Source organism: Geodermatophilus ruber, assembly GCF_900114385.1.
Lineage (GTDB): Bacteria > Actinomycetota > Actinomycetes > Mycobacteriales > Geodermatophilaceae > Geodermatophilus > Geodermatophilus ruber.
Map to the genome: position 1 here is coordinate 381,951 of NZ_FOSW01000004.1, position 23,536 is coordinate 405,486.

Genomic DNA, 23,536 nt, shown 5'->3' on the forward strand with positions numbered 1-23,536 from the left:
CCTTCCCGCCGCGCGCGGGAACGGGGAACGAGCTGGTCAGCCCGCGCGGCGGCCCAGCGCCCGGTAGGTCCAGCCGGCGGCGGTCCAGGCCTCGCGGTCGAGGGCGTTGCGGCCGTCGAGCACCCGCTTCTGCTTCACGATCTGGCCGAAGACGACCGGGTCGAGCTCGCGGTAGGCCCGCCACTCGGTGAGGACCAGCACGGCGTCGGCCCGTTCCGCGGCCTCCTCCGGGCTGTCGGCGTAGTCCAGCTGCGGCCAGAGCCGGCGGGAGTTCTCCACCGCGGCCGGATCGGTCACCCGCACCACCGCGCCCTGCAGCTGTAGCTGGGCGGCCACGTTGAGCGCCGGGGAGTCGCGGATGTCGTCGGAGTCGGGCTTGAACGCCGCGCCCAGCACCGCCACCCGCTTGCCCAGCAGCGAGCCGTCGCAGACCTCCCGGGCCAGCTCCACCATCCGGATCCGCCGGCGCATGTTGATGTTGTCGACCTCGCGCAGGAAGGTCAGCGCCTGGTCGGCGCCCAGCTCCCCGGCGCGGGCCATGAACGCCCGGATGTCCTTGGGCAGGCAGCCCCCGCCGAACCCCAGCCCGGCGTTGAGGAACTTGCGGCCGATCCGGTCGTCGTAGCCGATCGCGTCGGCCAGCTGCTTGACGTCGGCGCCGGTGGCCTCGCACAGCTCGGCCATCGCATTGATGAAGGAGATCTTCGTGGCCAGGAACGAGTTGGCCGCCGTCTTCACCATCTCCGCGGTGGCGTAGTCGGTGACCACCTTCGGGGTCGCCCGGGCCACGATCGGCGCGTAGACCTCGTCGAGCATCGCCTCGGCAGTCGCGCCGTCCGGGCCGGTGGGCAGGCCGTAGACCAGCCGGTCGGGGTGCAGGGTGTCCTGCACCGCGAAGCCCTCCCGCAGGAACTCCGGGTTCCACGCCAGCAGCGCGCCGGGCGCCTTCTCGCTCACCAGCTCCGCCAGCCGGGCCGCGGTGCCCACCGGCACCGTGGACTTGCCCACCACCAGCTCGCCCGGCTGCAGCACCTGCAGCAGCGACTCGGCCGCGGCCTCGACGTAGCGCAGATCGGCGGCGTACTCCCCGCGCTTCTGCGGCGTGCCGACGCAGACGAAGTGCACCGCCGCGCCCGCGGCGTCGGCGATGTCGGTGCTGAACCGCAGCCGGCCGGTGGCCAGGGTGCGCTCGAGCAACTCCTCGAAGCCGGGCTCGTAGAACGGCGCCCGGGCGTCGCGGAGAGCGGCGATCTTCGGCTCGTCGACGTCGATCCCGACCACGTCGTGCCCGAGCTCGGCCATCGACGCCGCGTGGACGGCGCCCAGGTACCCGCAACCGACGACCGAGATCTTCATGAACCGCCCCACGTGCCTGTCAACCGGCCAGGGTGCCGGTTGTCCCCGCGTACGTGACGCACCGTACGGGGCGGCCGGGAGCACCGGCCACTCCCGGCGCGGCCGCTCACCCGACCGGGGGCGCGCGTCCGCCGATCGTGCGCCACCCACCGTGCACGCGGGACTCCCGTTTTGGGGGGCGGACACGGTGATAGGCGCGCGCTCTACTGGGGAGCAGCAGGAACGCGCCGTTCCTGGCAGTCGATCGCCCGCTCCGCGCCGGCAGGCGCGGTGCCGCGCCCCGGAGGAGGGGCCGATGAGCTGGATGCTGTTGATCGTCGCCGCGTGGCTGCTGGTGTCCGTGGTCGGAGCGGTGCTCGTCGGCCGGTCGATCCACCTGGCCGACGGGATGTCCACCAGGCGCACCGGCGCTCTCGATCCGGCTGCTCACACCCAGGACGAGGTCCACCTGACCCTCGCCACGGCCCCGTCCACTCTCCTGCACCAGACAGCGGAGGACGCCTGGTCGGAGCGTCACCCGGCGAGGTAGCGCGCTCACCCCTGAGAGGGAGACCCCCCAGCGCGCCTGCCGGCCTGCCCCTACCCTCGGCGCGTTGCCTGTCCACGGGGGTCGCGATGAATGCTGGCGAGACAGCGGAGCCGGAGCAGCAGTCCGAGGAGGACGCCGCGACCGAGCAGGCCCCGCCCCCCCGGCAGCGCCGCACGCTGCGCCGGGTGCTGATCGCCCTCGGCGTCCTCTGCCTGGTCCTGGTTCTGGTGGTCGCCGGCGGGCTGTGGTTCCTCACCAACCGCTACGCCGGCAACATCGACCGGGTCGCCGACGTCTTCGCCGATCTCGACGAGGGGGCGCGGCCGGCCCCGGCGACGCCGGCGCAGGAGGCCGGCGCCGAGCCGGTCACCTTCCTGCTCGTCGGCTCGGACACCCGGGCGCACGCCGAGGAGGGCGTGGCCGACGGCGGCCGCTCCGACGCGATCATGCTCGCCCGGTTCTCGGCCGACCGGGCGCACGCCCAGCTGATCTCCATCCCCCGCGACTCGTGGGTGGACATCCCGGGTCACGGCATGAACAAGATCAACGCGGCGTACGCGTTCGGCGGGCCGACGCTGCTGATCCAGGCCGTCGAGCAGCTCACCGACGTCCGGGTCGACCACTACGTCGCCATCGACTTCGACGGCATCATCCAGGTCACCGACGACCTGGGCGGGGTCGACGTCGCGGTCGCCGAGACGACGTCCTACGGCCCGTACACCTTCGAGGCCGGGGTCAACCACCTCGACGGCGACGAGGCCCGCTGGTACCTCGCCCAGCGCTACGACCTGCCCGGGGGCGACTTCGACCGGGTGCGGCGGCAGCAGCAGTACCTGCAGTCGATGTTCGGCAAGCTGTTCAGCTCGGACACGTTCACCGACCCGGGCCGGCTGGACTCGGCGCTGCTGGCGGTGACCAGCGCGGTCGCCGTCGACGAGGGCCTCGGCAACGGTGAGCTGGTCTCACTGGCCTACTCGCTGCGCAACCTGCGGCCGGAGAACATCGACTTCTTCACCGCGCCGGTGCTCGGCACCGGGATGGAGGGGCCGGCCAGCGTGGTCTACCTGGACGAGGTCTCGTGCGACCGGATGTGGGCCTACCTGCGCAGCGACTCGCTGTCGCAGAACGCGGCCGAGTTCAGCGACCAGGCGCTGCCCGACGTCCCGCGCTGACCGGCGTCGTTCAGGCGGCTTCTCGCCCCTCATCGCTCGCTGCGCCGGGCCGCTCCTGGTCGGCTCGGCGGATCGACAAGCCCAGGACGATGGCGCCCGCAGGCGCGAGCACGACCCATCCGATCAGCAGCCACCCCCACCACGACACGCGCATTCCCCCCGCCGCTCCCCCGGCGCCCGTGGTGACGCCTCGACGTGATCAGGCTACGGAGAGTCCTCGCGCATTGCAGAACGGGAGCGGCTGAAACTGGCTCGGAGCGGGCCGCTCCGCAACACGCCTGATCTCTCGGTTTTCTGGCGGGATCAGTCCCGGGCACTCGCCAACGAGCCTGTCCGGCCGACCGACTGGTCCACTCGGGGAGAAGGGCCCTAGCGGCGCCCGTTGCGGATCTGCCACGTTCCCCGCTCATGGACGAAGCTGACGTTCGGGAATTGGAACGGCTCCGCGAGGAGAACCGGAAACTGCGAGAGGAACGGCTCGAGGACGAGTTCCGGCGGGCCGAGGTGCGCCGGCGGGCGATCGCCCCCGAGTAGGGCCGGGCAGCTCACGGGCCGACGGCCGCGCCCTCCGCTCGCAGTGCCGCCAGGCGGGAGAGCACCTCGATGAGCGCGGGCGCGATCAGCTCGCCGGCCTCGGCGTGGGCCTCGACCGGTTGACCGATGGGGTCCGGGACGTCGTCGTCGCTGCTGCTGCGCCGGCGGGACCGCGCCGCGGCGAGCGCGCCGACGAGGGCGCAGGCCCGCTCGGCGAACTCCTCCCGCGGGACGTCCTGGTCGACGTGCTCCAGCAGGCCGGCCGCCTCGCGCAGGGTGAAGGTGCGGGAGAGCGCCCGCGGCGCCAGCTCCAGGACGTCGCGCCGGTGCTGCCGGGTCATGGTGAGGACGAGATCGGCGTCCATCACCATCCGGTCGGCCAGCTGGCGGGCGGTGAAGTCGCCGGCGTCACCGCCCAGCCCCGTCAGGACCAGCGCGGTGTCGGGGTGCATGGCGGAGCCGACGACGGCCCGGGTGCCGGCGCTGACGAGCCGGATGGCGCCGGCATCCGGGCCGAGCACCTCGTCGAGGTAGGCGCGCCCGAGCCGCTCGGCCAGCGCCGACCGGCAGATGTTGCCGGTGCAGACCAGGAGCACGGTGAACTCCGGCTCCTCCTGCCGAGGCGAAAGCACCGGCACAGTGTGCCGTCAGTACGCCCCGGAGCCGCGCAGGACTGCCCCGAGGGTCTTCCAGAGGATCATGAAGTCGAAGGTCAGCGACCAGTTCTCGACATACCGGACGTCGATGCGCACCGAGTCGTCCCAGGACAGGTCCGAGCGCCCGCTGACCTGCCACAGGCCGGTGAGGCCCGGCTTGACCAGGAACCGGCGGTGCATGTCGAAGCCGTAGCGCTCGACCTCGGTCGGCAGCGGCGGACGGGGCCCGACGAGGGACATGTCCCCGCGGATCACGTTGAACAGCTGGGGCAGCTCGTCGAGGGAGTAGCGGCGAAGAACCTTGCCGACGCTCGTGACCCGAGGGTCGTCCTTCTTCTTGAAGAGGACGCCGTTGCCGTCGCTCTCGTCCGCGAGCGCATCAACCATGCGATCGGCACCCACCACCATGCTGCGGAACTTCAGCATCGAGAACGTCTGACCGTCGCGGCCCACCCGCTCCTGCTTGAAGAAGACCGGACCGCGGCTGGTGACCTTGACCGCCAGCGCGATGCCGAGGAGGACCGGCAGCAGGAACAGCACTCCGAAGATCGCCGACGTCTTGTCGAACAGGTCTTTGCCCAGCCGGCGGATGCCGGTGAGCTCGGGGCGCTCCATGTGCATGAGCGGCAGGCCGCAGACCGGGCGGATGCGGACCCGGGTGCCGACGATCTCAGTGATCGCGGGGGCCAGCAGCAGCTCCGCACGGGTCTTCTCGAGGTCCCAGCCGAGGCGGCGCAGGGCCGGCCCGTCGAGCTCGGGGCACGGCAGGACGGCGACGGTGTCGACCTCGTACCGGCCGACCACGTCGGCGACCTCCTCGATACCGCCGAGGACCGGCAGTCCGTTGAAGGCATCAGCCCGCGGGCTGAACTGGTCGACCGGCAGGCAGCAGCCGATCACGCGGTAGCCGTGAAAGGCCTCGCGGTCCAACTGCTCGTCGAGGGCGGCCACCGCATTCCGGTGCCCGACGAGCAAGGTGGTCTGGAGATGCTGCCCACGGCTCCGAGCCCGGTGGAGAAGCTGGCGCTGGGTGTACCGCTGCCCCAGCGTCAGGAGGGTCGCCAGCGGCACGGCCATGATGACGAACCCACGGGCGACGTCGAGCTGAAACGCCCACGAGACGGTGCCCAGGGTGGCGAGCAGCATCATGCTGGCGAAGAAGACCCGCCGGAACTCCTCGGCGCCGACCCAGAGAAAGCGCTCCTCGTAGCTGCGCGCGATCAGCATCGAGACGACCCAGATGACCGGCAGGGCGAGGGCCGTCCAGGAAGAGGCGTGCGGAGGGGCCGCAGCCTCCGCGCCGAACCGGACCAGGTAGCCGGTCAGCCCGGCAAGGGCCGCGCAGACGATGTCCCCCACGACTATGCGCCGGACATAGTGGCCTCGCCACGCCCGGCGAGCCTCGGTTCCTTCGCCGCGGAAGCGCGCCGCGTAGGAGTACCAGCCCCGTGTCACCGACCGCTGATCGTGACGGCGCAGGCCGTCACGAACCTCAAGCATGGAAATCTCGAGCACCCCCGTGCACGTACCAAAGAGCAAACTGCGCTCCGACGACGAAGCCCCGCGCCACCAGGAACTTCACCGTTCAATGATCAAGAGGACCGTACAGGCTCGCTTGCCCAGCCGGGAGTCTCTTCACTCACACGTGCGGCGCTGCATCACGCGTCCGCTCGGCGCGGCACCAGCCCCACCGACGGTCTAAAGGCTCGGGCACGCATACGGCTACAAGCCCTTCTCGTGCCCACCGTTCGAGGTACCCGTCTCGTAGCTGTAGCCATAGCCGTACACGGAGGCCAGCTCGGCCTTGGGCGGGACGATGTTCAGCACGACGCCGAGGGTGGTGGCGCCCACGCGTTCGAGGGTGAGGCCGGCCTGCTGCAGCTGGTCCTTACGGGTGCTGCCGTACCGGACGGAGAGCAGCACGCCGTCCATAGCGGCCGCCAGGCCGGCCGAGTCGGCCACCGGCAGCAGCGGTGGGGCGTCGACGAGCACGAAGTCGCTCTGCTCGCGGAGCTTCGTGACCAGCGCGGCCATGTGGCTGGAGGCGAGCAGCTCGCCGGGGTTGGGCGGGGTCGGCCCGGAGGCGATGACCGAGACGCCGTCGCGGTAGGTCTGGGTGACGTCCTCGACGTCGGCGGTGCCGGCGAGGATGTTCGTGAGCCCGACCCCGCTGACCATGCCGAGGTAGCGCGTCAGCTTCGGGCGGCGCAGGTCGGCCTCCACCACGGTCACCCGCTGGCCGGCGTCGGCCAGGGCGAGGGCCAGGTTGATGACCATCGTGGTCTTGCCCTCCGACGGGAGGGCGCTGGACACCATGATCACCTTGGGCGGCTGGTCGACGTTGAGGAACTGCAGGTTGGTGCGCAGCTGCCGGTAGTCCTCGGCGGTGCGGTTGTCGACGAGCCGCTCGACGACGTGCCGCTTCTCCAGCCCCTCGTCGCGCAGCACGGTGCCGATGACCGGTGCGCCGGCCAGCTCCGCGGTCTCCTCCGGGTCCTTGACGGTGCGGTCCAGCCGGGCGCGCAGGACGGCGAGCCCGGCGCCGACGAGGAGCCCGACCAGCAGCCCGAGGGCGAGGTTGCGCGCGGTCTGCGGCGAGCTGGGCGCCGCGGCCACCTCGGGCCGGTCGGTGATGGTCACCTTGACCGGCGAGGCGCCGCCGCCGTCGGGGGTCTCCAGCTCGGTGACCAGCGCGGTGAACTCCTCGCCCACCGCGGCGGCGATGCGCTGCGCCTGCTCGGGCGCGGGGTCGGTGACGGTGACGTCGATGAGCACCGTGTCGGTGACGGCGGTGGCGGTGATCTGCTCGCTGAGGGCCGAGGGGGACTCGTCCAGGCCCAGCCGGTCGACGACCCGGCCGGCCAGCTCCTCGCCGGTGAGGAGCCGGGCGTAGGAGGTGACCCGCTGCTGGGAGAACTGGCTGCCCTGGAAGGCCTCGGAGGTGGAGGCGGTGTCGCGGGTGGAGACGAAGAGCTGGGTGGACGCCGTGTAGAGCGGTGTCTGCAGCAGGCTCACCAGCAGTGCGGCTGCACCACCGACGAGAAGGCCGATCAGAGGCAGCCACCACGCAGCGCGCAGCGCGGCCAGGACCTCTCGAAACTCCACAACATCCCCGTTCCTCGTGAGACTCGAGTATCGCGACGGATCTGGGCAGCGCGCCGCGCGCCCTGGGTCCGCCTCTCCCTTTGGAGCGAGACGACGGCCCTCAAGCCGCCCGGATGGCGCCGGCTGCCAGCTGCTCGCGGTACCAGCGGTAGGTGTCGGTCAGCCCCTCGCGGAGGCCGATCTGCGGCTCCCACCCCAGGGCCTTGATACGGCTGACGTCCAGCAGCTTGCGCGGGGTGCCGTCGGGCTTCGTGGTGTCGAACTCCAGCACGCCCTCGAAGCCGATGACCTCCGCGACCAACTCGGCGATCTCTCGGATAGAGAGATCCTCCCCGACGCCGATGTTGATCGGCTCGGGCTCGTCGTAGTGCTCGAGCAGGTGCACGCAGGCGCGCGCGAGGTCGTCGACGTGCAGGAACTCCCGGCGCGGCGTGCCGGTGCCCCACACGGTCACCGAGGGTGCCCCGGAGCGGGCCGCCTCGTCGAAGCGGCGGATCAGGCCGGGCAGCACGTGCGAGCCGGTCGGGTGGAAGTTGTCCCCGGGCCCGTACAGGTTCGTGGGCATCGCGGAGATGTAGTGCAGCCCGTACTGGCGGCGGAGCGCCTGCACCTGGAGCACGCCCGCGATCTTCGCGATCGCGTAGGCGTCGTTGGTCGGCTCCAGCGGGCCCGTGAGCAGCGAGTCCTCACGGATCGGCTGGGCAGCGAACTTGGGGTAGATGCAGCTGGACCCGAGGAAGAGCAGCTTCGTCGCCCCGTGCCGCGCAGCCGCGTCCATCACGTTGACCTGGATGCGCAGGTTGTCGGAGAGGAAGTCGGCCGGGTAGGTGCTGTTGGCCAGGATGCCGCCCACCTTGGCGGCAGCCACGACCACCGTGGCCGGCCGCTGCTCGGCGAAGAACTGTTCCACAGCGACGGGGTCTCGCAGATCCAGTTCGGACGACGTCCGCGTCACCAGATCGGTGAAGCCGAGGCGCTGCAGATGCCTGAGGATGGCGCCGCCTACCAGGCCACGATGGCCGGCGACGTAGGTGCGAGACCCCCGGTCGAGCGTTGTCAAGCTCACAGTCGATTCTCCCCGTGTTCGTTGGCGCCTTAGGCTACGGCGCGACGATCCGGAACCGTCGGGTCGCATGGACACGGGGGCACTGCATGGCCAAGTCGGCATTGATCACGGGCATCACCGGACAGGACGGCTCCTACCTCGCCGAGCTCTTGCTCAACAAGGGCTACGAGGTGCACGGGATCGTCCGGCGATCGTCGTCGTTCAACACCGAGCGCCTCGACGACATCTACCAGGACCCGCACGATGCCAACCGACGCCTCTTCCTGCACTTCGGTGACCTGAACGACGGCGTCACGTTGATCAACCTCCTGCGTGACATCAATCCCGACGAGGTCTACAACCTGGGCGCGCAGTCGCACGTGCGGGTGTCGTTCGACCAGCCGGTCTTTACGGGTGACGTGACCGGACTGGCGGCGATGCGCCTGCTCGAGGCCGTTCGGGCCGCCCGCGTGCGGACGAAGATCTACCAGGCGTCGTCATCCGAGATGTTCGGCGCGACCCCTCCCCCACAGAACGAACGGACTCCGTTCTACCCCCGCAGCCCCTACGGCGCGGCGAAGGTCTACGCGTATTGGGCCACCCGCAACTACCGGGAGGCCTACGACCTGTTCGCGGTCAACGGCATCTTGTTCAACCACGAGTCCCCCCGCCGCGGTGCCACGTTCGTGACCCGCAAGGTGACCAGGGCCGTGGCACGTATCCGAGCCGGCCTGCAGGACAAGCTCTACATGGGAAACCTCGATGCGGTGCGCGACTGGGGCTACGCGCCGGAGTACGTCGAGGGCATGTGGCGCATGCTGCAGGCGCCGCAGCCTGACGACTACGTGCTGGCGACGAACACGGCCTACTCGGTCAAGGATTTCGTGCGCTTGGCGTTCGAGCACGTCGGCCTAGAATGGGAGAAATACGTCGAGTACGACGCCCGCTACAAGCGCCCTACCGAGGTCGATGCCCTTATCGGCGATTACAGCAAGGCCAACTCTGAACTGGGATGGGAACCGAAGGTCCTTACCCCCGACCTTGTAAGAATCATGGTGGACGCCGACATCCAACTCCTCGAGGATGAACGGACAGGTCGCCGAGTGCGCCTCGACCGGTAGCGCCTTGCACTCTCCACGACCGCAGCTTGGCTGACCCATCTGAGAACAAGGATACCAATGCCGCCCAGGGCAACCACGGATAACCGCGCAAGCGCACCCTTGCGAAACCCGTCGATCGGGCAATTTGACGGTGTGCCGATCCGACTCCTCGCCCTAGAACCAGCGGCGACGGAGGTGCTAAGCCTATGCCGTCAGGACAACCCTGGATCAGTCCGCCTTGTCAATGCCTATTCACTGGCGCTCGCCAGTAAAGATGCCAAGTACCGAGGCGTCCTCTCCGGTCGCGGAATGAGTCTCGCCGACGGCCGACCCTTGGCGTCCTACCTCCGACGCAAGTATCAGTTGGATCGACTGCCACATTCGCCAGGTCCGTCACTGTTCGAAGAGACTATCCGCTGCGGCGCTCCGCTCGGCATACGCCACTACTTACTCGGCAGCACCGACGATGTCCTACACAAGCTTACCTCCAACCTTCAGCGACGCTACCCGGAAGCGACGATCGTGGCAGCCGAGTCGCCACCTTTTCATCCTCTCGAAACAGCTGAAAAGGCGGCCCTTGCGAAGCGCATCACTGACTTAAGAGCGGATATTGTATGGGTCGCACTCGGCACCCCTAAGCAAGATTTCTTCTCGACTTGGCTGGCCGAGAGGACCGGCACTCTTTGTGTCGCAGTAGGAGCGGCATTTTCTTTCAGCGCCGGCACGATCCCAACTGCACCCCCTCTGCTTCGTCGACTACATCTCGAATGGGCATTTCGCCTTGCCTCGGAGCCACGCAGGCTCTGGCGGCGGTACGCCATAGGGAATGCGCGCTTTCTGGTTCGACTTTTCCGCGACGCTTGGGTCGATCCCGTACGATGAAGCGACTTCTGGGTCACCGGCCCAGGAGATTGGCCGCCATCCTGGACCAATTGATGTACGCGGCGGTCAACTTCGTCGTCACTCTCGCAGTGGCACACCAAGCGGGCGTCGATGGCCTCGGGCGCTTCACCCTGCCTTTCGCCCTTTTGCTTGCCGCGCAAGGAATCCACCGGGCTGCTTTGGTCGACCCACTGATGGCCTCCGATCTTCCTCCACAGAGAGTCACACTTCTAACCAGTTGGCTCTCTTCGCTGCTCGGTGGATCAATTTGCCTTGCTGTTTCATATGGCATGGAAGAAAGCTATCTCGCGGTAGTAGCTGTCGTACTAGTCTTCTGGCTCCCACTCGACTTGGTCCGCCATCTCCTCATCAAGACCGGGCGATCGCCCAGCGCTTGCATCCTAAGCGCCACAACGCTCGCCTCTACTGCCACTGCATTCCTAATTGCGCCGTCCGACTCAGGGACATTGGCACTTCTCCCGTGGCTGGCCGGAGTCGCTGTGGCATGCATCATTGGACATATCCGCGTTCGCCACTCCTGGGAGACAGGCCGAACGCTCGGCGACATATCTAACGGGATCATCTTCGGATCCGTGGGCGACGCTCTGCTTTACCAGGCCGCATGGGGAGTACCCATCAATGCCATTCTCTCCATACTCGACACGGCGGTTGCCGGGGAGTACCGGGCGGCAGTGACGTTTGCGAGCCCCGCCTACGTGCTAATCGCAGCAGTCCAGACTTTGGCATATGGACGCTTGCTTCGCGCTCCAGAACCACGGCGAGCGGCATGTCGTCTAGCCGCCTACTCCTCTATCGTGTCGGCGGCATACGCAGCCGCGGTCGTAGTAGCGTCCAGACCACTAAGCGAGCTCGTCTTCGGCAACCCCTCCTTTATCGATCCGCTAATCCTCCTCCTGACATTGTCTCAGGCGCCATTCATTGCCGCTTCAACACTCGGCGCAGTACTAATAAAGGTGCAACGGAGGTCAAGTCGACTCTTCGCTGCCCGAATTACTGCAACAGGGGCACTCGTGGCAGGCTTTATCGCGGCCATAATCATGCGCAGTGAATCTCTGGCAATCGCGGCACTCCTTCTGGGCGTCGCCCTTCAAGCGCTGCTTGTATGGAGTTTCAGTAGAAGTCGACGGCGTTCCGACAAGGACAGAGCTCGTATCCATACCGCCAGAAATACAACTGGTGTGTAAGTGGACGCGCCCACACTCTGGTTGATTCTCGTAGGACTCGCCATCGCCTTCGTGGCGCTGTCCGCGTCCCAGCGGCCGCCCCTCGCCAACGCGGTATTTCTCGCCGGATTCATCTACGTGCTCGGCTTGCCCCAGAGCGCTGTAGCGCCGCTGTCCCTCGCGTCCATCCCCGCCGTGAGCATCGGAGCCCTTGCCCTGCTCGTCATCTTGGGCTGGCTAGGTCAATCTCACTCAAGCTCCCGGAAGGACGATCGCGAAGCCCCCACCAACGCGCCAAATCCACGAGGCGGCCTCACAGGTCGCTTAATGGTAATTGCCGGCATATGGGGCGCCGCGACACTCATTTTTGGCGACGCGTCGTCGAGTCAGTGGGTTGTCTATCTGCGCTATATCGCGCCCTTCGCTCTTATCTTCGTAATGCCCCCGAAGTACTGCCGTCACCTGCTTGCCGCGACTGCGGCTGGCGTAGTAGTCATCACCCTAATCGGGGTCATACAACAGGATCGCATATCGACCCTTTCGGGCGTCTCCCAACTAAGTGCCGGTATCCAACCCAACATTTTCGCATTGTGTGCAAGTGTGGCTGCTCTCGTTCTGCTCGACATCTATTTCAGATGGCAGGCCGGCACTCCTCGCGTCCTGGCGCTAGTCGGGGCAGCCATCGCGCTTTATGCCGTTGTCGCAGCCGTAAGTCGGACCGGACTTCTCGCACTTAGCATCACTGGAGTGATGCTAATCGTAAAGCATCGCTTCGATTCCTCCTGGCCCCGGGTGCTCATGACCGCCACCGTCGCAGCCGGGGTGACTCTTGCCTTCTTGGGCATTTTCGTCCCCGCATTTCGCGAGTGGTTTGTTCGAGGGGATTCCGAAAGCCTCTCTAGCTTGACCGGCCGCACCCACATTTGGCAGGTGCTCATTGAGGCCTCCCTGGACCGTCCGCTAGTGGGATATGGTTTCGGCGCTCTCTACAACGAGGCGTTTACCGGCGGTTCGCTGCTAAGGGAGATTCCCGGGACGAATGCGCACAATATGCTTTTACAGGCCTGCGTAGAGACAGGCGTCATCGGGTTGGCCCTTATAGTATCGGTGATCTTCGTAGCTGGGCGCTCACTGGCGAAGCGTGCCCGAGGCCCTCTCGCCTTTACGCTGCTGTTGCTGTTATGCCTCAACGGCTTGGGTAGCGCGGGCATCGCCACCGTCGGCATCGCAGCCTGGTTGCTTGCAATGCTAGTTTACGTGGCCCGCAGCACTAGTCACCCATACCGTGCGCATGTAGTCGAAGAGTGGAAGGCTCGATGAGCATTAAGCACGAACGAATTTTGGTCGTGGCGTTCACCGTTCGGCCCGAGGAAGGCAGCGAAGGCGGGGTCGGCTGGATCTGGCTCAACACGATCGCCTCCTTCGCCGAAGAACGAGGCATGGCGATAGATCTTGTGTTTGACGCCAGAGACAGTCGTTATGTGGTCGGACGACTTCAATCGCGGCCCGGAATTCACCTGCATCCCGTGCCCATGCCGCGTGTGGCCGAGCGGCTGGCTCGTGGACGGCGAACGCGCCTGAGCTATCTCGCCTGGTGGAGTAGGGCTTACCGTGCCACCAAATCGCTTGATCGGCAATACTCGTATGCGGCGGCTCATCAAGTCAACTTCGCGACTGCGACAATGCCTAGCGTCCTCGGGGCAACCACCGCGCCTGTCCGGGTGTGGGGGCCGGTGACGCTTCCGATCCTGCCTCGCGCGAAATTGTCAACCCGCTCCATACCTAGATCCTGGACTTCGTGGGGCGAAACCATTAGGGCATGGAGCGCCAGACTTCTCGCTTTCACTTGGCCCCACCTAGCAAAGTCCGCCACCCTTGTCCTCGCCCAAAATCCGCGGACGGCCGAGCTGATCGACAATTGGTCGCAAATCCCGGCGGTAGTCTGGCCGAATCTCGTTCTGGATTGGGGCACGGGACAGGCTGGAGATGGGCAGACTCGAGATGCGCGACTGATACTGTGCGCCGGAAGGCTCGTAGGACTAAAGAATCAGCGGCATGCCATTTCTCTGCTCTCGTCGTCAAGCCTATCTGACTTCCGGTTAGAGATCGTCGGTGACGGGCCATTGCGGGACGAGCTTTACCGGCTGGCCCAGCAGATAGGCGTTTCCGATCGAGTGGTTTTTAGCGGATCCTTATCACGTGAAGCACTGTTGAAGCGGATGGACCGGGCTGCCGTGCTAGTCCACCCTTCGATTCGCGAAGGTCTCGGTTGGGTTGTTGGAGAAGCAACAGCGCGGGGCCTCCCGGTAGCCGTGACCGCCGGAACTGGTGCAGAGTTCGCGCTTGAGTGGTCCAACGGCCCCGGTAAAGCCTTGCCCTTAACTGGTGACACATCCAGCGATGTAGAGGTGTGGAGTTCAGCGGTCGCTGAATTAGCCGGGTCGGGCCCCTATCGTCCGTCAGAACGCTGGTCATCAGAACGTCTCCGCAGGCAACTAGCTGAATGGTATGGGTTGCACAATGCTCCGTAGGACGAGTCGTAGTTGGAAACGGTGGCTACTTCGGCGAGTCGCCGTTCGAGCAAATGTTTCCTTCTGGCCCGATCTACATATAGGTCCGGGCAGTGTCTTGTGGGCGCCTCGAAGCCTGACCATTGGACGAAGAGTTTATATTGGCAAGAATGTGACTATCCAGGTGGATGGGTCAATCGGCGATGGGGTCATTATCGCGAACGCCGTCGGCGTGGTGGGGAGATGGGATCACGACGTCGCAGATATCGGCGCTCTCATGAGCGAAGCACGATGGGTGGGTGACCATCCGGAAGACCTGTCTCGGCCGGTGACGATTGGGGACGATTGTTGGATTGGTTATGGGGCGGTTATTCTTTCTGGCGTAACGATCGGGCGGTCGACTATCGTGGCCGCCGGGTCCGTGGTTACCAGCGACGTGCCTGAGAATGCCGTAGTGGCGGGCACCCCTGCCCGAGTTGTGAAGCAGAGATTTACGCCCGATGACTATGCTGCGCATTGGGCATCTATTGATGCTCGGAGGGAATAAAGTGTCTAGAGTTGCGATCATACATCCTTGGATGCCTGCCTACCGGGTCGAATTTTTTGAATCGCTCAAGGCCGACCTCGAGCGGCAAGGAATCCAGGTAGATATCATTACTGGGGCGCCACCGCCGGAATGGAAGGAGCGCGGCGACTCGGTCGTGACGGACGCAGTTCGAATCACAAGAACTTACTCGCCAAGCATTCGGGGCAGGGCACTTCTTTTGAAGGTCTTGCCGAGAGAGGTTCTCACCTCGGGCCGATACGATTTAATTGTGGTCGAGCATGCCGTCCGGAACCTAGAAACTTACTGTTTGCTCGCCCTTCCTTGGACTCGACGCAAGGTGGCGTGGTGGGGTCACGGGAGGACTTATACCAAGCCGGAGTCGAACTATGTGACCGTCGCGAAGCGTTGGCTAGCGCGTCAGGGCGTGTGGTTTTTTGCGTACACTTCGGGGGGCGCCCGAGCAGTTGCGGCTGCCGGAGTTGCGCCGGACCGGATAACCGTTGTCAACAATACGATTGATGTCAGGAGTCTCGAGCAAGCGATAAGCAGCACAAGCCCGTCTGATCTAAGCAGACTGGCAGCTCAGCACGACCTTCGCGGCAAAACGGGACTCTTCGTGGGCGGCCTAGACGCCGACAAGCGACTGCCCTTCCTTCTTGAGGCAGCGCGTCTGATTCATGCTGAAGAGCCGGACTTTCGTTTGCTTGTTGCCGGGGACGGTTCCCAACGGAGAATTGTGCATGAGGCTGCAGAGAGTCTGCCATTCATTAGGTACGTCGGTCGAGCAACGGGACTTGACAAGGCGCTCCTGTTGGCATCTGCGCAGGTGCTGATGATGCCTGGGCGTGTAGGACTTATTGCCGTTGACAGCTTCGCTAGCCGACTTCCCATCGTGACGACAAACTGGCCGTGGCATGCGCCCGAGTTTGAGTATCTAGACGAAAGTAACTCAGTCGTACTGGATGATTCCGTTACCGCTTATGCCGGCGGCTGTGTTCGACTACTGAACGATCCCGAGCGGCTTCTGGACCTGGGGAACGGCTGCGCTAGGAGTTCCGTCCTCTACAGCACCGAGGCGATGGTTAGGAGGTTTAGTGAGGGGATCCAGAATGCGATCATGCTCGTGCGGCCACATGGTTGAGCGATTGCTGTTCGGCTGTGGCCCGTTGCCCCCATCGCAGGGGATAATCCGCGGCGGTCGGTAGTGAATCGCCGTGCGGCTCCGGCTCGTGCATCTCCTAACCCCGGTCGGCGAGGGGCCTCTCAAACGGGTAGGAATCTCCTTGGCGCTCCTGAAATAATGCTCGTCATGCCGGGGAAAACATCCCTTTGAGGGGAAGCTGGCGGCGGCGGTTTAGCACCAGGAGGATCGCATGCGTAATGGCGCGAGCATCCGCTTGCTGGCTATCTGACGGCCACTACTGTGACGTTGTCGCGCGCTCCCGCGGCACTTGCTTCGGCCACTAGGTCGGAGACGATGGTGTCCGGTCCGTCGTTGGTGGTCAAGAATTCTGCGATACGGCTGCTGCTCACTTCGTTCGTGAGTCCGTCCGAGCAAGCCAGGAAGTACCCGCTTCCAACGACGGGCAGGAGGCGGATGTCAGGCTCGTTGCGGGGGCCGACGCCGAGTGCGCGGGTGATGATGTGCCTCTGCGGGTGGGTGGCGGCGGTTTCGTCAGAGATGTAACCGGCGTCGATCAGCTCCTGAACCACCGAGTGGTCCGTGGTCAGCTGCTCGAGCCTCCCCTCGTGCCAGCGGTAGACCCGCGAGTCCCCGACATGGAAGACCGCCCACTGCGGGCCCTCCCCCTCATCGACCAGTGCGACGCCAGCCACCGTCGACCCGGCGCCGCCGGCCGCCTCGCCGGTGAACGCGCGGATCTCCCCGTCAGCCCGCTGCAGCGCCAGCCGGATCGCGTTGACCGTCGTGGTTTCGCCGCCGGTCAGTGAGGTCAGCGCCTCGATCACCCGCTCCGCCGCCGCGGCACCGCCGGCGTGGCCACCCATGCCGTCAGCAACCGCGAAGACCGGCGGCCTGGCCAGGTACCTGTCCTGGTTGTCCTCGCGTTGACCGGTTGCGGTCGCCGCCCCCCATGTCAGATCGACCGGCAACGTCCACTCTCCACGAGACACATAGGCGACAACGACCCGCGGGGAAGGCAGGTTCGCCGAGCGTAAGAGGTCACGCCCCATACGGCAGTGTGCACCCGAACGAGTGGTCGGCCGTGTTGCCCGTCCGGACGCCCGCCGGCGGCCACAATGGGTCCGATGCAGTCGCCGGTGTCCCGTCCCCACCTGCTCGCAACCCTGGCCGCGCTGCTGTGCGTCCTCCTCACCGCCTGCTCGGGCTCACCGCCCAGCGGCGGCTCGGCGGCGACCCCCGCACCCGAGGCCACACCCACACCCGATCCGGAGGCCGAGGCGGCCGCAGCCCGCGCTGCGCAGGTCGACGCCGCGCTCGCCGGCCTCGATCGCCGCCGCCAGGTCGCCCAGCTGCTCGTCGTCGGCGTGCCGCTCGGCGACCTCGGGCGCGGCGACGCGCTGGTCCGCGACACCGGCGTCGGCGGCGTCTTCCTCCACGGCCGCAGCAGCGCGCCCACCGAGGAGATCGCCGCCGCCACCACCCGCTGGGCCGAGCTGGCGCTGAACCTCCGGCCGTGGGTCGCCGTCGACCAGGAGGGCGGCGCGGTCCAGACCCTCTCCGGCCCCGGCTTCGCCGACCTGCCCACCGCCGCCGAGCAGGGCCGGCTGCCGTCCGACCAGCTCACCGCCCTCGCCGACGGCCTGGGCGCCTCCCTGGCGAGCGCCGGCGTCACGCTCAACCTGGCGCCGGTCGCCGACGTCGTCCCCGAGGGCACCGCGGCGGGCAACGCCCCCATCGGCGCCTGGGGGCGCCAGTACGGCAGCACCGCGTCCGCCGCCGTCCCCGCCGCCGGGGCGATCGTCGACGGGCTCGCCGCCCACGGCGTCACCGCCACCCTCAAGCACTTCCCCGGGCTGGGGCGGGTGCAGGAGAACACCGACGAGAGCGCGAACGTCACCGACGCCGTCACCACCCGGGACGACGAGCAGGTCACCGCCTTCGGCACGCTTGCCGACTCCCCCGCCGCTCCGTTCGTGATGATGTCCTCGGCCACCTACACGCAGCTCGACCCCGCCGCGCCCGCCGCCTTCTCCCCCGTCGTCGTCACCGACCTGCTGCGCGAGCAGCTCGGCTTCGACGGGGTGGTGATGTCCGACGACGTCGGCGCCGCCCAGGCCGTCCAGGCCGTGCCGGTCGGCGAGCGCGCCGTCCGCTTCCTCGCCGCCGGCGGCACCCTCGTGCTCACCGTCGACCCCACCACCGTGGAGCCGATGATCGACGCCGTCCTCGCCCGCGCCGAGGCCGACCCGGCGTTCGCAGCCCAGGTCGACGCCGCCGTCCGCACCGCGCTGGAGGCCAAGGCCCGCGCCGGGCTGCTCCCGCTCTGATCGGCGCAGGAGCACCATCTTCAGCGGCCGGGCCGTGGGTTGGGATTGCCGTTGGGTAGTCGCCACGCGCGCGAGTCGTCCGGGGACGCAGAGGTGTGCCGTCCGCTGGCCCGATCGGCCGTAGCGTCCCCCTGCTCGAAGGTCCGGGCGGGCTCGCCTGGGCGCGAGTTCGTCACCGGGGAGGTCCGCCATGAGCATCGTCGTGCGTTTTCCGGTAGTCGGCTTGACGCGTCAGCAATACGACGAGGTAAGCCGCCGCATGGAGGAGGCTGGGATGTGGCCCCCGGACGGAATGCAGCTGCACGTGCTGTTCGGGACCGAAGGGGACCTGAAGGTAAGCGAGATCTGGGAGTCCCCCGAGCAACTCCGAGCTTTCGGCGAGCAGCTCCAACCGGTGCTCAACGAGGTCGGAGTCCAGGCCGCCGGCGAACCGGAAATCTTCGAGGTCCACGTCTTGGAGCAGCTGCAGACGACGGCGTAGTTCGTCACAGCGGTGCACCGCGCTCGGCCTACACGGCTGAGCGGGACATCATGGCCGTGCCGGGAGCTCGTAGGGCACGCCAACGCGTCCTCGGCCTCACGATCACCCACAGGATGCTCGAAGACCGGCTGCAGTGCGCCACGGTGCCGCCAATCGGCGGGCTGACGGCGAGTACGGCGAGCTGACTCTCCTGGCGTGCCCTGCACCGAGCGGACCGGCGGCTGTCGCACGCTGGTGGCCGGCAAGGCTCGCCGCACCGGATCATCGACCGCTGCACGGGCGTCCCCTGGCGGGACCTGCACAGGAGACCGAACCCTCGTCGTGGGCCGACTCCCACACGCGATGGACAGGAGGCGGAGATGGCCCAGACGGCAGTGACCGGAGCGACGGTGGCCGAGGTGATGGCCGAGCTGGCCGCGCTCGAGGAGCCCAGGATCCGCGAGGTGAACGCCAAGCACGGCGACGACCACGGCGTGAACCTCAGCAAGCTGCGCGCGCTCGCCACGCGGCTGAAGACCCAGCAGGAACTCGCGCGCGAGCTGTGGGAGACCGAGGACACTGCGGCGAGGCTGCTGGCGATCCTGATCTGCCGCCCGAAGGCGTTCGGGCGGGACGAGTTGGACGCCATGCTGCGTCAGGCGCGAACCCCCAAGGTGCACGACTGGCTCGTGAACTACGTGGTCAAGAAGAACCCGCACTCCGAAGAGCTGCGCCTGGCCTGGTCCGCCGACCCCGACCCAGTGGTCGCGAGTGCCGGCTGGGCGCTGACCACCGAACGGGTGGCGAAGCAGCCCGACGGCCTCGACCTCCCCGGACTCCTCGACGTCATCGAAGCGCAGATGAAGGACGCCCCGGATCGCTTGCAGTGGGCGATGAACCACTGCCTGGCCCAGATCGGGATCGAGCACGCCGAGCACCGCGCCAGAGCAATCGGCATCGGTGAGCGCCTGGCGGTGCTCAAGGACTATCCGACGCCCCCGAACTGCACGTCCCCGTTCGCGCCCATCTGGATCACCGAGATGGTGAGCCGGCAGCGCAAGAAGTAGGAGCGCGGCTGTGAGCCTGTCGGCCCGACGTGGTCGGTGCAGGCTCGGCCGGGGGCGCGGGTCTGTTCTGGTGTCGTTGACGAAACGCACGGTGGGCCTCGTTGGTGGTGACTGATCGAAGCCCGATAGTGACGGTGTGAATACGCCCGGGGTGAGCCGTGTGTGGCGCCGCCTCTTCATCACCCATGCGGCAGTGGTCGTCCTCCTGACCACGGTGTTCCTCGTGGCAACCTTCGCGGCTGCCCCCGAGGACGGCGTCGACATCGGCGCGGCCGTTCTCGCCCTGCCCCTGCTGCCTCTGGGGCTGCCATGGTCCTGGCCGGCGCTGAGTGATCCGTACCAGTTCGATGGCCTCTCGACGCTCCCGTGGATCGTGGTCACGTTCGGTCCGGCCATGCTGAACGTCCTTCTCCACGGTGTCGCGCTGATGGTGGTCAGCCGCATCCGGCGGCGCCGGCCCGGCGACCGGCTCGTCTCCCCATCTCGCTGACGCCGCCTCGTCCCCGGGTGTTGCTCAGGACGCCCGCCCCGTAGGAGACCTCCCGGCCGGCCGCCGCGCCGATGCGCGCGGCGGCATCCGAAGCGCGTGCGGTCCCCCGTAGGGGTGCTTCACCTGCGCCAGGGGTTCAGGGCGGCGCCGTGATTGCCGACGTCGGTTGAATGCGGCAGGCACTGGGCGGCGGGATCAGCGAGGAGGATGCGCGGCCACGATCGCGAGCATGGCTGGCGACGGGGGGCTGGTACCTGGCCGCGGCGGCCGGGCTGGGGATCGTCGTCCTGCTGTTCCAGGAGATGCTGCTCTCCCGGGCGGTGAACCAGATGCTCCGCAGCGAGAACATGGCGGCACAAGCAGGCGCGGTGCAGGTCGAGTCGGACCGTGTGCTGGATCTTCTGGTCGAGGCCGAGTCGGGGCAGCGCGGCTACCTGCTCACCGGCCGGCGGGAGTTCCTCACGTCCTACGAGGCCGCGGCTGCGCAGGTGCCGGCCGCGTTGCAGCACCTGTCGGAGCTGGACGCGGGGTACGTCCATCAGCACGACCATGTGCGGCAGCTGGAGGAACTTGCCGCTGCGAAGCGTCAGGAGCTCGCGGCGGCTGTGGAGCTGAGCCGCGCCGGCGACGACGCGGCCATGGCGACGACGGTCGGTGGGCCGGGCCGGCAGCTCATGGCCGAGCTCCGCGCGGTGGACGCCGCGCTCACCGAGGAGCTGGACGCGGAGGTCGCCATCCAGGGCGAAGCCTCGGCGCGGGCGCTGGACCGGGCCCAGTGGGTGAGCGGCACGGGCACCGTCCTGATCCTCGGCCTGCTGATCACCATGCTCGGCCTGGTGCGGCACCGTGGCCGCCTGGAGGCCCGCCGGGCGCAGGACGCACGGGAACGCAGCCGCCTGATGGATCAACTGGCGCACCTGGCCACCCACGACGCGCTGACAGGTCTGCCGAACCGGCGGTTGCTGCGCGACCGCATCGACCAGGCGCTGGCCCGCAGCGCGCAGGACCGGACGCTGATCGCGGTGTTCTTCATCGACCTGGATCACTTCAAACACGTCAACGACAGCCGCGGCCACGCGGTCGGGGACGAGGTGCTGGCCCAGCTCGCGCGCCGGCTACGGGCCCAGCTGCGCGGCACCGACACCCTCGCCCGGGTCGGAGGGGACGAATTCGTCGTCGTCTGCGAGGGACTGACCAGCGCCGCGCAGGCCGACGAGATCGCCGCCGGGCTGGCCGACCGGCTCACCGGCGGCCTCGAGGTCGCCGGCCAGCGCGTTCCGGTGTCCTTCAGCCTGGGTCTGGTCGTCGCCGCGCACGACCGCATCTGCGGTGAAGCCGCCCCGCGCGCCCTGACCGCCGAGACGCTGCTCAACGCCGCCGATGCGGCCATGTACGCCGCCAAGGACGCCGGCCGGGCGCAGCGGCGGCATTACGACCCCGCCGAGGCCCGTCGCCGCACCGAGCGCGAGGGCCTCGCGGCCGACCTCGGGATCGCCCTGGCCGAGGGGCAGCTGTGGGTGGCCTACCAACCGCTCGTCCGCCTGGTCGGGAACGAGCCGGTCGGGGTGGAGGCGCTGCTGCGCTGGGATCACCCCACCCGCGGTCCGGTGTCGCCGGCGACGTTCATCCCGGTGGCCGAGGAGTCCGGGCTCATCGTGCCGATCGGCGCGTTCGTGCTCCGGCAGGCCTGCGCCCAGGTCGTGGCGTGGAACGCGCTGCGGCAGCACCACGGCCGCCCGCCGTTGCACGCGTCGGTGAACGTCTCGGCCCGCCAGCTGCTCGCCCCCGAGTTCCTCGACCTGCTCGAGCGCACCATCCGCGATTCCGGGCTTCCGGCCGAGCTGCTCACCCTGGAGATCACCGAGAGCGTCCTGCTCGACAGCGTCAACGGCGCCGCCGACCGGATCGAGCAGATCGCCGCCACCGGCGTCCGGCTGGCCCTCGACGACTTCGGCACCGGCTACTCCTCGCTGTCCTACCTGCGCCGCTTCCCCGTCGAGACCATCAAGGTCGACCGCTCGTTCACGGCCGGCCTCGGGCACTCCGACGCCGATGAAGCGATCATCAGCGCCGTCGTCAGCCTGGCCGACCGGCTCGGCCGCCGCGTCCTCGTCGAGGGCATCGAGACCCCCGACCAGGCCCGACACGTTGCGCGCCTCGGCGCCCACCTCGGCCAGGGCGACCTCTACGGACGGCCAACCGTCGCCGACCAGCTCCACGGCATGCTGCTCATCGCACCTCCCGACCCCCGGCCGGTGCTCGACGGGGCAGTGCCAGCAGCGTCCCGCGCGTGAACACTCGCAGCCACACCCGTCCGGCCGTCCCGGCGGGCTGGCAGAGGCCCTGCCCGGACCGGTTCCCCGCTACGGTCGGCCGATGCTCCGGTGGCTGCTCGCACTGGTCATCGCGGGGATCGTGACGGCGTTCGCCGTCCTCCTGCTGACCGGCAAGTACATCAACGACGGGCCCGTTCTCATCGCGTTCAGCTCGGAGCACGGCATCCACCGCGGTGACGTCTTCGTCATCGCCGGCTGGGCCGCGACCCTGCTGTCCGAGGTGGGCCTCCTGCTGACCGCCGGCCGCCGCTGACCTCCGGACGGTTGTCGCGAAACCGTCAGTCCAGCTCGATCGTGACGTGCGGCGGCAGCGGGCCGGCGGTCGTCGGCCCGACCACCTTCCCGTTCGGCAGCCCGTAGAGGTGCAGCGCCCGCGCCCCGGCCGGGACGGGGTCGGCGAAGGTGGCGCTGTTGATCATCCGCCCGTACGGCCCGCCCCCGCTGCTGCCGCCCTGCCGGAAGGGGTGGTAGCCGCCGAGCGAGTCGTGCAGCGCCAGCCGGGCGGTGGCGTGCTTCGCGGCGCCCCCCAGGCCGGGCTCGACGGTCAGGAGGGTGACGGAGTCCGGCCAGCCGACGATGGCGAGGACGAGCAGCGGTCCCACGCCGGGGACGTTGAACGTGCGTGCGGGCACCGCCAGCCGGCGGACATCGGTCCCGGACGCCAGCCACTTCTCGACGTCGTCCCCGAATCCTGTGATCTCCACGTTATCCAGGGTAACTAAGAGTCTTAGTGAGTGAAGCTAACGAAAGCCGTCTCTCGGGTCACTCCCCAGCCGCTCTGGGTAGACGTACGATCACGCTGTGTTCACGGACGGCGGGTGCGGCGCATGAGCTGGGCCCTCGCCGTGGCGATCGGGTGGGCGGTGCTGGTCCCGCCCGTCGGCTACCTCATCGGCCGCGCGCTGCGCCGCGCCGACGCCCGCGGCACGACGACGGCGCCGGTCGACGCGGCCCCGGCCCCGCCCGTGTCCCGCCCGCCGGCCGAGACGCCCGCCTCCAGCCGGGCCTCCCTGGGATAGCGCGGCCGGGATCCACCGCGCGGCCTCCCCCTCCGGTTGGATCCGGCTGCCGCAGTCGCCGGGAGGGGGTGAG

23 protein-coding genes are annotated in these 23,536 nt (G+C 67.9%); 16 read left to right on the forward strand and 7 right to left on the reverse strand.

Annotated elements, in window-relative coordinates; genetic code table 11:
- Positions 1 to 36 precede the first annotated feature (36 nt).
- A complete protein-coding gene (locus BMZ50_RS09345; RefSeq protein ID WP_091323477.1) occupies positions 37 to 1,356 on the reverse strand; it encodes a UDP-glucose dehydrogenase family protein in 1,320 nt (439 codons plus the stop codon).
- A 295-nt stretch (positions 1,357 to 1,651) separates the two neighbouring features.
- Here BMZ50_RS09345 and BMZ50_RS09350 point away from each other — a divergent pair, with 295 nt between their 5' ends.
- From BMZ50_RS09350 to BMZ50_RS25035, 3 genes are all read left to right on the forward strand, one after another.
- On the forward strand, positions 1,652 to 1,885 hold the full coding sequence (locus BMZ50_RS09350; RefSeq protein WP_091323479.1) for a hypothetical protein: 234 nt from the start codon (positions 1,652 to 1,654) through the stop codon (positions 1,883 to 1,885).
- 86 nt (positions 1,886 to 1,971) lie between these two features.
- A complete protein-coding gene (locus tag BMZ50_RS09355) occupies positions 1,972 to 3,057 on the forward strand; it encodes an LCP family protein (protein ID WP_177212722.1) in 1,086 nt (361 codons plus the stop codon).
- A gap of 408 nt (positions 3,058 to 3,465) precedes the next feature.
- A complete protein-coding gene (locus tag BMZ50_RS25035) occupies positions 3,466 to 3,591 on the forward strand; it encodes a hypothetical protein (protein ID WP_281245417.1) in 126 nt (41 codons plus the stop codon).
- Between the two features lie 11 nt (positions 3,592 to 3,602).
- On the opposite strand, the gene BMZ50_RS09365 is transcribed toward BMZ50_RS25035, so the two are convergent.
- The 4 genes from BMZ50_RS09365 to BMZ50_RS09380 form a co-directional block, all read right to left on the reverse strand.
- Positions 3,603 to 4,223, reverse strand: coding sequence for an arsenate reductase/protein-tyrosine-phosphatase family protein (locus BMZ50_RS09365; protein WP_218146180.1), 621 nt, complete (start codon positions 4,221 to 4,223; stop codon positions 3,603 to 3,605).
- A gap of 15 nt (positions 4,224 to 4,238) precedes the next feature.
- Positions 4,239 to 5,606: a sugar transferase gene (locus BMZ50_RS09370; RefSeq protein WP_245753494.1), complete on the reverse strand. Its 1,368-nt coding sequence runs from the start codon at positions 5,604 to 5,606 to the stop codon at positions 4,239 to 4,241.
- A 363-nt stretch (positions 5,607 to 5,969) separates the two neighbouring features.
- Positions 5,970 to 7,352, reverse strand: coding sequence for a tyrosine-protein kinase domain-containing protein (locus BMZ50_RS09375; protein WP_091323489.1), 1,383 nt, complete (start codon positions 7,350 to 7,352; stop codon positions 5,970 to 5,972).
- A 100-nt stretch (positions 7,353 to 7,452) separates the two neighbouring features.
- Positions 7,453 to 8,520: a GDP-L-fucose synthase family protein gene (locus BMZ50_RS09380; protein ID WP_425432003.1), complete on the reverse strand. Its 1,068-nt coding sequence runs from the start codon at positions 8,518 to 8,520 to the stop codon at positions 7,453 to 7,455.
- Between BMZ50_RS09380 and gmd the strand changes: the two genes are divergently transcribed.
- From gmd to BMZ50_RS09410, 6 genes are all read left to right on the forward strand, one after another.
- Entirely contained in the window at positions 8,505 to 9,518 is a 1,014-nt protein-coding gene (gmd, locus tag BMZ50_RS09385) for a GDP-mannose 4,6-dehydratase (RefSeq protein WP_091323491.1), read from the forward strand. The two genes, BMZ50_RS09380 and gmd, sit on opposite strands and share 16 nt — an antisense overlap.
- Before the next feature lie 57 nt (positions 9,519 to 9,575).
- The gene (locus BMZ50_RS25235; protein WP_091323493.1) at positions 9,576 to 10,379 is read left to right on the forward strand and encodes a WecB/TagA/CpsF family glycosyltransferase; all 804 of its coding nucleotides are present in this window, start codon (positions 9,576 to 9,578) and stop codon (positions 10,377 to 10,379) included.
- A 1,205-nt stretch (positions 10,380 to 11,584) separates the two neighbouring features.
- A complete protein-coding gene (locus BMZ50_RS09395; protein WP_091323495.1) occupies positions 11,585 to 12,883 on the forward strand; it encodes an O-antigen ligase family protein in 1,299 nt (432 codons plus the stop codon).
- 362 nt (positions 12,884 to 13,245) lie between these two features.
- Positions 13,246 to 14,094 (forward strand): glycosyltransferase, encoded by an 849-nt coding sequence (locus tag BMZ50_RS25240; protein ID WP_425432004.1) that lies wholly within the window; start codon positions 13,246 to 13,248, stop codon positions 14,092 to 14,094.
- A gap of 256 nt (positions 14,095 to 14,350) precedes the next feature.
- Complete coding sequence (locus BMZ50_RS25245; protein ID WP_425432005.1) at positions 14,351 to 14,620, forward strand: DapH/DapD/GlmU-related protein; 270 nt, start codon at positions 14,351 to 14,353, stop codon at positions 14,618 to 14,620.
- A gap of 31 nt (positions 14,621 to 14,651) precedes the next feature.
- Positions 14,652 to 15,761: a glycosyltransferase family 4 protein gene (locus BMZ50_RS09410; protein ID WP_177212724.1), complete on the forward strand. Its 1,110-nt coding sequence runs from the start codon at positions 14,652 to 14,654 to the stop codon at positions 15,759 to 15,761.
- A 263-nt stretch (positions 15,762 to 16,024) separates the two neighbouring features.
- Here BMZ50_RS09410 and BMZ50_RS09415 read toward each other — a convergent pair whose 3' ends face one another.
- Positions 16,025 to 16,732, reverse strand: a complete 708-nt coding sequence (locus BMZ50_RS09415) for a PP2C family protein-serine/threonine phosphatase (protein ID WP_177212725.1) — start codon at positions 16,730 to 16,732, stop codon at positions 16,025 to 16,027.
- A gap of 156 nt (positions 16,733 to 16,888) precedes the next feature.
- Between BMZ50_RS09415 and BMZ50_RS09420 the strand changes: the two genes are divergently transcribed.
- The 6 genes from BMZ50_RS09420 to BMZ50_RS09445 all read left to right on the forward strand — a co-directional run bounded on the left by BMZ50_RS09420 (position 16,889) and on the right by BMZ50_RS09445 (position 22,697).
- Positions 16,889 to 18,091, forward strand: coding sequence for a glycoside hydrolase family 3 N-terminal domain-containing protein (locus BMZ50_RS09420; protein ID WP_091323632.1), 1,203 nt, complete (start codon positions 16,889 to 16,891; stop codon positions 18,089 to 18,091).
- A gap of 190 nt (positions 18,092 to 18,281) precedes the next feature.
- On the forward strand, positions 18,282 to 18,572 hold the full coding sequence (locus BMZ50_RS09425; RefSeq protein WP_091323506.1) for a hypothetical protein: 291 nt from the start codon (positions 18,282 to 18,284) through the stop codon (positions 18,570 to 18,572).
- Between the two features lie 359 nt (positions 18,573 to 18,931).
- Complete coding sequence (locus BMZ50_RS09430) at positions 18,932 to 19,618, forward strand: DNA alkylation repair protein (protein ID WP_091323508.1); 687 nt, start codon at positions 18,932 to 18,934, stop codon at positions 19,616 to 19,618.
- A 136-nt stretch (positions 19,619 to 19,754) separates the two neighbouring features.
- Positions 19,755 to 20,108: a hypothetical protein gene (locus BMZ50_RS09435; protein ID WP_143087136.1), complete on the forward strand. Its 354-nt coding sequence runs from the start codon at positions 19,755 to 19,757 to the stop codon at positions 20,106 to 20,108.
- Between the two features lie 170 nt (positions 20,109 to 20,278).
- Complete coding sequence (locus BMZ50_RS09440; protein ID WP_091323513.1) at positions 20,279 to 22,402, forward strand: putative bifunctional diguanylate cyclase/phosphodiesterase; 2,124 nt, start codon at positions 20,279 to 20,281, stop codon at positions 22,400 to 22,402.
- 82 nt (positions 22,403 to 22,484) lie between these two features.
- Positions 22,485 to 22,697 (forward strand): hypothetical protein, encoded by a 213-nt coding sequence (locus BMZ50_RS09445; RefSeq protein WP_091323515.1) that lies wholly within the window; start codon positions 22,485 to 22,487, stop codon positions 22,695 to 22,697.
- Positions 22,698 to 22,722: 25 nt separating this feature from the next.
- Here BMZ50_RS09445 and BMZ50_RS09450 read toward each other — a convergent pair whose 3' ends face one another.
- Entirely contained in the window at positions 22,723 to 23,148 is a 426-nt protein-coding gene (locus tag BMZ50_RS09450) for a hypothetical protein (RefSeq protein WP_091323516.1), read from the reverse strand.
- 123 nt (positions 23,149 to 23,271) lie between these two features.
- On the opposite strand from BMZ50_RS09450, the gene BMZ50_RS09455 reads away from it, so the two are divergent.
- Positions 23,272 to 23,463 (forward strand): hypothetical protein, encoded by a 192-nt coding sequence (locus BMZ50_RS09455; RefSeq protein ID WP_143087137.1) that lies wholly within the window; start codon positions 23,272 to 23,274, stop codon positions 23,461 to 23,463.
- Positions 23,464 to 23,536: the final 73 nt, after the last annotated feature.